Source organism: Flavobacterium sp., assembly GCF_028712645.1.
In the GTDB taxonomy this organism is placed as follows: Bacteria; Bacteroidota; Bacteroidia; order Flavobacteriales; family Flavobacteriaceae; genus Flavobacterium.
Genome location: NZ_JAQTPQ010000096.1, coordinates 1 through 12,306, shown reverse-complemented (window position 1 = coordinate 12,306; position 12,306 = coordinate 1). Strand labels below are relative to the sequence as shown.

Annotated in this window: 7 protein-coding genes and 1 rRNA gene; 3 read left to right on the top strand and 5 right to left on the bottom strand. The window is 33.6% G+C overall.

Features of this window, described 5'->3' with window-relative positions:
* The 3 genes from PHC28_RS08935 to PHC28_RS08925 all read left to right on the top strand — a co-directional run.
* Window positions 1-1,655: glycoside hydrolase family 2 TIM barrel-domain containing protein (locus tag PHC28_RS08935; RefSeq protein WP_300098942.1), on the top strand; the 1,655-nt coding region annotated here is incomplete at its 5' end.
* Window positions 1,656-1,683: 28 nt separating this feature from the next.
* The gene (locus PHC28_RS08930) at window positions 1,684-2,478 is read left to right on the top strand and encodes a glycerophosphodiester phosphodiesterase family protein (protein ID WP_300098939.1); all 795 of its coding nucleotides are present in this window, start codon (window positions 1,684-1,686) and stop codon (window positions 2,476-2,478) included.
* 70 nt (window positions 2,479-2,548) lie between these two features.
* Window positions 2,549-3,706, top strand: a complete 1,158-nt coding sequence (locus PHC28_RS08925; RefSeq protein ID WP_300098936.1) for a DNA-binding transcriptional regulator — start codon at window positions 2,549-2,551, stop codon at window positions 3,704-3,706.
* A gap of 124 nt (window positions 3,707-3,830) precedes the next feature.
* On the opposite strand, the gene PHC28_RS08920 is transcribed toward PHC28_RS08925, so the two are convergent.
* The 5 genes from PHC28_RS08920 to rrf form a co-directional block, all read right to left on the bottom strand.
* On the bottom strand, window positions 3,831-6,371 hold the full coding sequence (locus tag PHC28_RS08920; RefSeq protein WP_300098933.1) for a family 20 glycosylhydrolase: 2,541 nt from the start codon (window positions 6,369-6,371) through the stop codon (window positions 3,831-3,833).
* Window positions 6,372-6,389: 18 nt separating this feature from the next.
* On the bottom strand, window positions 6,390-7,364 hold the full coding sequence (locus PHC28_RS08915; protein WP_300098930.1) for a hypothetical protein: 975 nt from the start codon (window positions 7,362-7,364) through the stop codon (window positions 6,390-6,392).
* A gap of 103 nt (window positions 7,365-7,467) precedes the next feature.
* Entirely contained in the window at window positions 7,468-8,979 is a 1,512-nt protein-coding gene (locus PHC28_RS08910; protein WP_300098927.1) for a RagB/SusD family nutrient uptake outer membrane protein, read from the bottom strand.
* 19 nt (window positions 8,980-8,998) lie between these two features.
* Window positions 8,999-11,941: a TonB-dependent receptor gene (locus PHC28_RS08905; RefSeq protein WP_300098924.1), complete on the bottom strand. Its 2,943-nt coding sequence runs from the start codon at window positions 11,939-11,941 to the stop codon at window positions 8,999-9,001.
* Between the two features lie 280 nt (window positions 11,942-12,221).
* Window positions 12,222-12,306: ribosomal RNA gene (rrf, locus tag PHC28_RS08900) — 5S ribosomal RNA — on the bottom strand; the annotation flags it as partial.

The following is a 12,306-nucleotide window of genomic DNA, read 5'->3' as shown; positions in this document are numbered from 1 at the left end:
GAGAAATTGACACTTATTTTACTCCAGAGGGACACAAAGGATTTATACTTAACGGCAAGAAAATAGTAATCAAAGGAGCCGGTTGGACTGACGATATTTTCCTCCGTGACACAAAACAGAGTTTAGACACCCAGTTGCAATATGTAAAACATATGAACTTGAATACTTTGCGATTCGAAAGTATTTGGGGAACATCACAAGAAATCTATGATTTATGCGACAAATACGGGATTATGGCAATGGTGGGCTGGAGTTGTCAATGGGAATGGGAAGAATATTTGGGAAAACCTTGTGATGCTTTTGGTGGCATCCAAACAGAAGCTGATGTCAATCTTGCGCTTAAATCTTTGACAGATCAAATTTATTGGTTAAGAAACCATCCAAGTATTTTTGTTTGGTTTTTAGGAAGTGATAAACTACCAAAACCTGAATTGGAAATCAAATATAAAAACCTGATTAAAAAAATTGACAATCGCCCTTATTTACTGACTGCAGGAACCAGAACCAGTGAAGTTAGCGGTCCTGTTGGTGTGAAAATGAATGGCCCTTATGAATATGTCTCTCCTAATTATTGGTTTGAAGACACTAAAAACGGAGGCGCTTTTGGTTTCAACACCGAAACTTCTCCTGGAGCTGCGATTCCTTCATTGGAAAGCATCAAAAAAATGATTCCTGAAGACAAGCTTTGGCCAATAAATGGCGACTGGGATTTTCATTGCACCCATTCGAGAGAGGCGTTTAAAAACCTAGATGTCAATACGCTTAATTTAGAAAATCGTTACGGGAAAGCCAAAGATTTGAACGATTATTTAATAAAATCAGACGCACTGGGATATGAAGCCATGAGCGGAATGTTTGAGGGTTTTCGTGCAAGAATTCCACAATCGACTGGTATAATTCAATGGATGTTAAACTCTGCTTGGCCATCATTTTACTGGCAATTGTATGATTATTATTTATTGCCAACTTCTAGTTATTATGCTACTCGAAAAGCCAATAATATTAACCAATTGATTTATGATTATGCCAATAATAAAATTGTTGCCGTAAACGAATCTTTAAATCCAGAAAAAAATCTAAAAGCACAAATTTCAGTTTTTGACTTTAATTCTAATTTATTGAAGAAAGAAATTGTAGAATTTAATATCGAATCGATAACTTCTCAGTCCATATTTAAAATGGACAAATATCCAGAAAATGTTTTTCTTGATTTGAAATTGTTTGATGCAAATGGAAATCAAATGGCCACTAATTTTTATTGGCTGTCCAACAAAAAAGATGTTTTTGACTGGGACAAAACTTTCTGGGGAAATACGCCTTTGAAAGAATATGCCGATTTTACCAAATTGAATGATTTACCAAAATCAGAAATTGCAACAACCTATTCCAAAAAAATTCAAGGCAATAACGAGATATTGAATGTTACATTGGAAAACACCAATTCGAAAATGGCCTTTTTTATTAATTTAAAAGTTGTTGATAATAATGGCAATACCCTTTTTCCTGTTTTTTGGGATGATAATTTCGTGAGTGTTTTACCAAATGAAAAAAGGATAATCAAATGTAGTATTCCTAAAAATTTGATTTCAAACAGCAAGCCACAACTGGTTATTTCAGGTTGGAATATTGACGAGCAAAAGAATACAATAGAATAATTTAAAGTGTTTTAAATTATATTAATAGATGAAAAAAATACTAAGCTTCCTGATTGCTGTTTTACTATTGAGTTGTTCATCAGTAACGAAAAAAACTACAAGTACAATTAGTTTTCATAACAATCTAGTAATTGCTCATCGTGGCGCTTGGAAGAAGAACAACCTTCCCCAAAACTCCATTGCTTCCCTTAAACAAGCCATTGCATTAAAATGTGCTGGATCAGAATTTGATGTTCGAATGACTGCCGACGATTCATTAGTCATTAATCACGACCCTCATTACAATAATCTTGAAATAGAAAAGGCAAATTATGCTGAATTAGTCACTTTAAAATTATCAAATGGTGAAAAATTACCCACTTTAAGAGAGTATGTTTTAGCAGGAATTGAAAATAATAAGGCGACAAGATTAGTCTGCGAAATAAAACCATCTGGAATAAATAAAGAAAGAGGAATTAGTATTGCCACAAAAGTAGCTCAATTAGTTCAGGAACTCAAAGCACAAGAAATGGTTGTGTTTATTAGCTTTGATTATGACATTCTTAAAAAAATAAAAGAGTTAAATCCTAAAGCTTCCACACAGTATCTAGAGGATGACAAATCGTTTGAACAACTAACAAAAGACGGAATTAGTGGTGCTGATTATTATTTTCCTTCATTCAAAGATCATCCAGAGTGGATAAACGAGGCAAAGAAAAACAACAGAACCTTAAATGCTTGGACTGTAAATAATGCTGAGGATATAGACTGGCTAATTCAGAATGGTTTTAATTTTATCACCACAAATGAACCAGAATTAGTATTCGAAAGGATAAATCATTAGTAATAAAAAAAGGATGTTTTTAGATGAAAATTTATTAAGTAACTTTGGTAATCCAAAACTTGATAAAAGAATGTATAAAATAATATTGCTTATCGATATTTCTGAAGATTATGGAAAAAGTCTTCTAAAAGGCGTAACTAAATATTCGAAAGAAAATGGCCCATGGATATTCTGCAGAATGCCATCTCATTATAGGGAAGATTTGAGTATGAATAATCTAATAAAGTTTGCCAAAGAATGGAAAGCGGATGGAATTATTGCTCAATTATACAATACATCTGACATAAAAAAACTATTAGAAACTAAGATTCCTGTTATTGTCGAAGATTTTAAAGAACGCTTCACTGAGTTTCCAAATATTACTGGTCCTTATTTTGAAACGGGACAAATGGGGGCAAAATACTTCATCAATAAAGGTTATAAAAATTTCGCTTTTTATGGTTTTAATGACATTGTTTGGTCTCGTGAAAGAGCTGAAGGATTCGAAGATTCCGTGGTAAAACATGGCGGAAAAGTACATTTTTTTCAACCTAACAAAATCCTCTCGCGAGAACTATGGTATTACAAACCATCAGCACTGAGTAAATGGCTTACTTCCTTACCAAAACCAATTGCCATTATGGCCTGTGACGATGAAAGAGCCCAATATATCACCGGAGCATGTAACCATTCTAAAATAAAAATTCCTGAAGAAATTTCGGTTTTGGGAGTTGATAATGATGAGCTTACTTGTAATTTATCTGACCCACCTTTATCTAGTATTGGTCTCGATGTTGAAAAAGGCGGTTATGAAACTGCAAAATTAATGCAGCAGTTAATAGAGAACAAAGACCAAAAACCTTATGATATTTTCGTGAATCCAACTATGGTTTACACGAGACAATCGACAGATATTTGTGCTACAACTGACAAACAAATTGCGAAAGCATTAAATTTTATTCATCAAAATATTGAAAATAACATCAATGTAATTGATGTTTTGAAAAAAGTATCCATCTCAAGAAGAGCACTTGAAAAGAGGTTTCTTGAAGTGACAGGATCTGCGGTTTACAAATACATATGCCAGTTACGTATCGAAAAATTTTCGAATAAACTTTTGGAATCAGAAAAATCAATTAACGAAATTGCTATCGAATCGGGATTCACTGACAATAAAAACCTCTCAAGATTATTCAAACAAATCAATGGCTGCACACCTCTACAATTTAGAAAAGATAATGCTAAATAAGTCGTAATTATTTATGCAAATCAATAGTTAGAATAAAGTACTGATATGCTTCGGATTAGACCTAACAGGTTTTTAAAACCTGTTAGGTCTCTATTGAAAATCAATAAAGTTATAGATTCCTAAATTATTTGTTTTCTACCATCGTTAATTTTCCTTTTTTTCCATTACTAGAAAATGCACAGAGCGTAATTTTACCTTTTGTAGCAATAGGCATTTTGTAAATTTCGCTATTAATTGTTGGCTCAGAACCATCGGTTGTATATCGAATTGTAAATCCAGGGATTTGAATATTAGCACTCACTTTCCCGTTTTCGATAATTGCTCCAACTGGAGGAATTCGATAACCAAATCCGCCTAAATAATAATCTAAACGTGGCATTTCTTTTTTACCAAGAACATTTACAAATGTTGACCAATCTTTGTTGTACAATATTTCGCTTTTCTTTTTATCTGATTCTGTTGCCCAAGCAGGATTTTGTGCCCAAGAACGTTCGGCCAATGCTAATAATTTTGGATATAATAAGTATTCCAATATTTGGGTAGATCTAACATTTTCGCTAAAAAGCTGTCCTTGAATTCCAAGAATATTCGATTTTCCATAATCAGTCAAACGCTCTTTTTGGTTGAATAATTTAGAATCTATTGCGTTTCCTTCAGCGTCTTCCTTAGTGTTTTTGTAATAATCGAAAGGGATAAAATAGAAAGGTTTATCGATATTATTAAATCCAGCCCAATTATATCCGAGTTCATCAGGTGCTTTTTCGTAAGCCAAATCAAAGTACAAATTGCTCACGCAGGAAAGCACCACTTTATAACCTGAATTGGCTAATTTATAGGGCAAATCCTCCGAACCCCAACCTATTCCATTATTCCAAACATAAGCCCGAAATCCTTTATTGGCAAAATCAGGATTGGGAATGTAACTTTTTTTGCCATCCAAGACTGTTTTTCTCATTGCAATTTCTTCCCAGCCAGAAACTGTAAGATTGTGATTTGAAGCAATTTTTTCCATCTTGTCAAAATAATAATACCAAAGATCATCTGTTGAATTCAATTTATCATCATCAGCAATTAGTTTGTTGCACAAAGGCGAAAGTTTCCAAGTTCCCGAAGGCACTTCGTCTCCACCAAGATGAATCGTTTCAATAGGGGCATTAGCTTCTTTATACATCTCCAAAATGTCGTCAAATACTTTTTCCATAAAAGTATAGGTCGATGGCAAAGCCACACACATAATATTATCTGTCCATAATTGCGCAGAAGAATGAACGGATTTGTCGTTTAAATCTCTGAGTAAATAGCGTTCTGCCTCTTGCTGATTGCCTAATTTCATAAATTTATTATATCGGGCATCCATCGCTTTGATTGCTGCGCGACTGTGTCCTGGCGATTCGATTTCCGGAATTACCTGAATATGCCTTTCGGTGGCATATTTTAATATTTCAATGAAATCCTGTCGCGAATAATAACCGCTTCCAGGATAAACTCCTGTTTCTGGACTGCCTCCGTAAGAAGATGGCAAAAATTCTTTGCTGTCTAATGTAAACCCACGTTTTCCACCAACTTTGGTCAATTCTGGCAAGGATGAAATTTCAATTCGCCAACCTTCATCATCACTAAAGTGAAAATGAAAACGGTTCATTTTATACAATGACATTGCGTCAAGAATCTTGAAAATAGTTTCTTTAGTTTGGAAATTTCGCGCCACATCAAACATAAGACCTCTATATTCAAATCGAGGTTCGTCTTTTACAATGCAGTTAGAAATAGTTATTGATGCTGATTTTTTCTTCCAAGAATCAGCCGACAAAAGCGATTTTAAGGATTGAATTCCGTAGAAAATTCCGCTACCTGATGAAGCCGAAATTTCAATTTTATTAGATTGAATGTCAAGAATATATTCTTCTTTGGCTAAATCTGCTTTCTTTAAAATAATTTGTTTTGCACCATTGGCGTTTGAATTTACAGCAATAGTTCCTTCAAGAATTTTACTTAATTCATTTGAAAGATAATTCGCTTCGCTTGAAAATTGAGAGTCTGATTGAATGTTGACACTATTATCCAAAATAAAATTTCCTGAATTTTGTTTGAAATATTTTGGAGAAGGAAATATTTTTGGCAAACTTTCAATTGAAATATCTTCGATAGATTTGTTGTTATTGTAAGTGATTTCAGGTGTTACATAATTAACAGAACTATCCACAATGGGTTTCATAATATAGTTTTTGATACTGTATCCTTTATCGGAATTTGCGTCCCAAACAATATATAACCCAGCGGGAGCATAAGTGAAATTTAAAATCTTTCCGTTGGAAAGAAATGAAAAATCCACACTCTGATTAGGCTTTAAGCCTTTGAAATTTGAAGTAGGTCTAAGCAGACTAATATCACCATTAATGTGAGTAATAATAAAATCCTTTGAGTTTGGAGTTGGAGTGGTATTGCGGCTATAGTTAAAATAAATCGACCATCCTGAAGCTGGAAAAAAAGTTTTGCCTGTGTTTGTAAACTTAAAAGAGGTTAGGACTTTTTCTTCATTTTTGTAATTATTTGCAATCAATTCCCAATTGATTTGCAAATTATTTATATCAAAAGAAGGTGTCTTCTGTGAAAATGCAAAAATTGAATTTATAAATAATACTATAATTATTACGAAACGTTTCATAAAGTTAATTTTTGTGTTTTACAAAGGAGAGTAACATCCTCCCAATTCATTATTGGGGCTGTTAATGTAAGGATTATAAAGATTTAACGACCATTTTTTACCACTAATTATATCAGCTAAATACAAATCATATTCTCCTCTTCCACCCGTTTTAGTACTAGAAAGCAATACAGTATGACTATCAACTGGATAAGCATCCGAAAAATCTGCACCTGATTCATTAAAAGGAAGTTTAATAGATGTTGCTCCATTAAAATAACCCAAATAAACTTGATCACTACCGCTCGAACGAGAAAATAAAAAAGTATTAATATCAATCACGATTGGATAATATTCGTTAATATTTACTGACGAGGCTAATAACTGTGTGGTACCATCTGAAATCGAATATTTAATAATGTCCGCGGTAGAATTATTAGATTCACTTCCAGCATACACAATACTATTACCATCAGAAGTATAGTAGGGCATTGAAGCTTCATTATTTGAAACGACAAAAGTTCTCAAAATATTTCCTGTGGTATCCATTTCTTTTAATACTCCGTTTTGTTTGAAAACAATTTTAGAACCATCAGGGGAAAATTTTGGATCTTCATCTCTTCCCAAAGAATTTTGTGTAAGGTTCGTTGGCTGAACATTAGTTCCTAAAGTATAAATAAAAACATCCCAACTGTTATTGGATTGGGAAATTCCCATAAACACAATCTTTTTCCCGTCGGGCGAAAAATGGGCATTCATTGGGTTTGTAATATTCCAGTTTTGACTCAATACCGTTCTTACATCAGTGCTAAAATTATAAAGAAATATTTTCGAATCGTTGCAACCATAACAAGAATAACTATGATAGACCATTTTGCCGGTAAGTACAGGTTGAGGTGTATTATCAACTGGAGGAATAACAGGAAGTGGATTATTTTGACTAGAACTGCTGGAACAAGAAAACAGAACAACCAGAATAAAAAAACTTAAAAAAGATATTTTTTTACTGTTCATACAAACATTTTTAGGATTGAATAAAAATAAAGAATACTTCGAAGAAAATCCCCGAAGTATTCAATAATTAAAAAAACTTAATCAAACATTTATTATAAAATTACTAATATCCAGGGTTTTGAGTTAGATTAGGATTCGTATCTCTTTCTAATTGAGGTATCGGACATAACCATTTAGCATCTGTACAGTTGTAGCTAATGCTAATAGGAGCACTTGCAGTTCCACCGCCACAAGTATATTTAACTTCATTTAAAGAGTTCATTACTGTTGTACAAACACCAGCCCGAACTAAATCATACCAACGTTCGCCTTCAAAAGCTAACTCTAATCTTCTTTCGTTTAAGATTTTAGTTTTCATATCTGCTTTAGAAGAAGCTGTAAGAATAGGTAAACTAACTCTGTCACGAATTTGTTTTATTGTTAATAATGCTCCTGGTAGATCATTCAATTCGTTTTGAGCTTCAGCTTTCAACAAAATAATGTCATCCAAACGCAAAAGATAAGGATGATCACCACTATTCCATCCATCAGCGTGTTTTTCTTTATAAGGAAACGGAACTGCAATTGTTTTGTCTCCACAAGGATTCCAGTTTTCGTCAGCCCAGTCAAGGTTATCCCAAAAAACAACACTAGCGTCTTTACGAATCACATCGCCTTGAGCATCATAAGCAGCAATTAAATTTTTAGAAGGAGTAGCATATTTTTGCCATCCATCTTCTGGTGCCAAAAACAATTGAACTCCCCAGTTAGAAACATCCCAGTTGCCTCCTTGAAAAGAAACTTCTAATATTGATTCTTTATTGAAATAATGATCTCCATCAAAAAGGTCGGCATAATTGGTAACCAAGCCATAGCCTGCAGGACTATTAATTACATCGTTACAATATTTTAATACTTTCGTATAATCTCTATCGCTTCTTTGTGCCCAAATTTTAGCTAACAAAGCATTTGCGGCTCCTTTAGTAGCTCTAACTTTGTTTTCGCTTGCACCACCTGCATAAGAATCTGGCAAGTTTGCCAATGCAATTTGAAGGTCAGCATCAATTTGATCATAAACTTCTTTTTCAGTTGAACGAGCTAGATTGATTGTTGCAGGGTCAGTTGAATTAGAATGAAGCTCAATTGGCACACCACCATAATTTCTTACTAATTGAAAATAGTGAAAAGCACGCAAAAAACTTGCTTGTCCAATGATATTTTCTCTTAGATTATTTTTATCTAATTCCGGATCATTAACACTTTTTATTTTTTCTAAAATAATATTGGCGCGGGCTATTCCAGTATATAACTGACTCCAGTTAGCCATCATCCTATTGTTACTTGTTGTAATATTTAGTTGATCATAAGCGTCAATAGGAGAATCTCCATTGGCATTATAAGAATTATCAGAACGAACATCTCCTAAAAGGACGTTATCCCATTGATAATATTCTTCATAAAAAGTTCTATAGGCACCATTTAGTGCATTACTAAGGTCTTGAGCCGAATTATAGGCGTTACCTGTTGTAAGGGTAGATGTAGGAGCTACATTCAAGAAGTCTGAACTACACGAAGAAAGTGCAACAACTATCAAAGAACAACCTACTATCCTTAATTTATTATATATATTTTTCATACTGTTTTATTTTATGTGATTAAAAAGAAAGGTTTAAACCAAAAATAATATCTCTAGTTTGTGGGTAGGTTCCGTAATCTATCCCTGGTGCAATGTTCTTTAAAGAGTTATCATTGCTTCTTCCGTAAATACTAAGTTCTGGGTCTAATCCTGAATATTTAGTCCAAGTAAATAGATTTTCGGCCGTTAAATAGAAACGCACCTTACTCATACTTAATTTGCTTACCAAATTTTCAGGAAAATCGTAGCCTAAAGTCAATGATTTCAATCTTACATAAGAGCCATCTTCTACATATCTTGAAGAAACTAGAACATTGTTAGTTCCTGCAAAATCTGCTCTTGGCATATCAGTGATTTGACCTGCCGTAGTCCAGCGATTTAAAACAGTAGTCAATTGATTGTTTGCATTATACATTCCTTCTGTATCAATTCGAGTGGCATTAAAAATGTCATTTCCTTGAACTCCTTGGAAGAAGATATTGAACGACCAGTTTTTATATTTAAAATCATTTGCTAAACCAAAAGTGTATTTAGGATTTGCATTACCAATAATAGTTTTGTCACCGTCACTTAAATCACCGCTAGCATCAATATCTTTATATTTGATATTTCCTGTTGCTGGATCAACTCCTTCAGAAACATAACCATAAAAAGTCCCTAATGGCTGTCCTTCTTGTGCAATGGCAACTAAACCTCGACCATCGTTATTAAGCTGTCCTAATTGTATGCTACCTCCTGGAAGACTCGTGATTTTACTTTTATTAAATGAAATATTAAAATCAGTATTCCATTTTAATTCGTTTTCTAAGTTTTTAGAACTTACCGAAAACTCAAAACCCTTGTTTTCCATTGCTCCAACATTTAATTGTGCTGTTGAAAATCCAGTACTGGAAGGAATTATTTTTTTAAGCAACATATCACTTGTTTTCTTGATGTAATAGTCAGTTGTCAAAGACAAACGATTTTTCAACAATGAAACATCAAGACCAATATTAGTTTGCTCGGTTTTTTCCCATTTAAGATCAGAACTTTCAAGTGTTGAAGGATTTGAACCCGGTACAACTAAACCACCTATAACATAAGGAGCCCCAGGATTTACCTGACCAAAGTGAGCGTAACCATCAACTTGACTATTTCCTACTATACCCCAACCTGCTCTCAATTTCAAATCATTTATTGCGCTTACACCACTAAAGAAGTCTTCTTTTGAAATTCTCCAACCTCCTGAAAACGAAGGGAAATAACCCCATCTGTTTTTTTCTCCAAATCCTGAATAAGCATCAGCACGGAAATTACCGGTCATTAAATATTTGTCTTCATAGCTATAATTTAATCTTCCAATTACAGCTTCTCTAATTTCTTTAGGTCCTGCTGAAAATCCAGATGTTCTTACTGCTCCTGCATTTACGGTATGCACTGCAGCTGAGCCAAAATTTCTGGCACTTATAGAAGCAGATGAATAATCCTTTTCCGATGCAATATGACCCACTAAAGCATTAAAATTGTGTTTGTTGAATGATTTTGCATAAGTAAGTGTGTTTTCAAAATTCCAAAAAGAAGTTTGATCTTTAGATAAAGATGCCATACCCTTAAATCCTCTTCCTTCTCTGCTTGTATAGGGATCAACCCAAGAATTATAAGTGCTATTTAATTGTTCAAACCCAAACATAGATTTGAATTTCAAGTCTTTTAAAAAGGCGATTTCTGTATACACATTCCCGTTAAATTTATAATTTTGATAAGCGTGATCATTTTTTAAAACTAAGGCAACAGGACTTTCAAGATCCGGAATAAATGGATTTATTGAAAAGGTTCCATCAGCATTGTAAACATCAGTCACTGGAGCACCTGTTATTGAATTTAAAATTACTCCAAACTTTCCAGCTTCATTTACATCAACATCTTTCCATTTGCTGTAACCAATGCTTGACCCAACTTTTACTGATTTGCTTACTTTGTGATCCAAATTCAATTTAAAGGTATATCTTTCCACTTTATTAGTCATAACAACACCTTCTTGATCAAGATAAGTTCCTGAAAGATAATAATTCGTTTTTTCGTCTCCACCAGATACTCCTAATGAATAATTTTTAGATAGAGCTGTTCTTAAAACTCTATCTTGCCAATTATTATTATATGGATATTGAGTCCAATCAGTAGTCTGACCCATTTCAGTCATTAAAGCTTTATATTGAGTTGCATCCAAAACATCTAATTTTTTAGACACCGTTGAAGACGAAGTATAAGCATCTAATGTTACTTTAGTTTTTTGATTTCCTCCTCTTTTTGTAGTAATAAGGATAACTCCATTAGATCCATTAGCCCCGTAAATCGCTGCCGAGGATGCGTCTTTAAGTACTGTCATTGATTCAATATCCGATGGACTGATTTCGTCTATTGAAGTTGTTGGAATACCATCTAAAATATACAAAGGCTCAGCTCCAGCTGTAATAGTTGATGTTCCCCTAACTCTAATCGTATAACCAGCTTGTGGTTGTCCTGAAGGTTTTGTTATTTGAACTCCAGCAACTTTACCTTCAAGGGCATTTCCTATTCCTGTATTAGCTCTTCCTTCAAATTCTTTTGAAGTCACAACAGCAATTGCACCCGTTATATCCTTCTTTTTAGTAGATCCGAAACCAACAACTACTACTTCTTTCAAATCAACTTTGTCAGAAACAAGGATAATATTAATTTCATTTTTGCCATTTAAAGTAATTTTTTGAGTAGCGTACCCAAGGTAACTTACAGTTAAAACGGCATCTTTAGGTAAATTGTTCAAGGTGAACTTACCATCAAAATCAGTGGTTGCTCCAATTTTTGAGTTTTGGACAGCAACATTTACACCTGGTAAAGGTCCATCAGAATCAGCTACCTTCCCGGTAACAGATTGAGCTTGCATTATGCTACATACTAACAAGAATGCAGAAATAAACAAGGTTTTTTTGAAAACTTTCTTCATAATTAATTTTGGTTAAAAAATTTGTTTTTTTGGTAGATATAAAATAGCATCTATTTCCAAAGACTATTATTATATTTCCCAAAACTAATTAATAGAAGATTTAAAAAAATAGATATTTACGTATAATTATCCTCTATTCGCGTAATTAACAAAATAAAAAATAGACAGTAAATTCAAACCATTGCAAACTAAAAGGAAGGTGACGAAGGAGTCCGAAGGACAAACACGTCGTAGTTACAAACAAAAAACCCCATTCCGATAGGAATAGGGTTTTTCAAAAGAAAGGCGACGACATACTCTCCCACATAATTGCAGTACCATCTGCGCAGGCGGGCTTAACTACTCTGTTCGGGAAGGGAAGAGGT

What these genes read in the sequence shown, in the direction of transcription:
- PHC28_RS08930 (WP_300098939.1), top strand. Translation starts at nt 1,684, where the DNA reads ATGAAAAAAATACTAAGCTTCCTGATTGCTGTTTTACTATTGAGTTGT.
- PHC28_RS08925 (WP_300098936.1), top strand. Translation starts at nt 2,549, where the DNA reads ATGTATAAAATAATATTGCTTATCGATATTTCTGAAGATTATGGAAAA.
- PHC28_RS08920 (WP_300098933.1), bottom strand. Translation starts at nt 6,371, where the DNA reads ATGAAACGTTTCGTAATAATTATAGTATTATTTATAAATTCAATTTTT.
- PHC28_RS08915 (WP_300098930.1), bottom strand. Translation starts at nt 7,364, where the DNA reads ATGAACAGTAAAAAAATATCTTTTTTAAGTTTTTTTATTCTGGTTGTT.
- PHC28_RS08910 (WP_300098927.1), bottom strand. Translation starts at nt 8,979, where the DNA reads ATGAAAAATATATATAATAAATTAAGGATAGTAGGTTGTTCTTTGATA.
- PHC28_RS08905 (WP_300098924.1), bottom strand. Translation starts at nt 11,941, where the DNA reads ATGAAGAAAGTTTTCAAAAAAACCTTGTTTATTTCTGCATTCTTGTTA.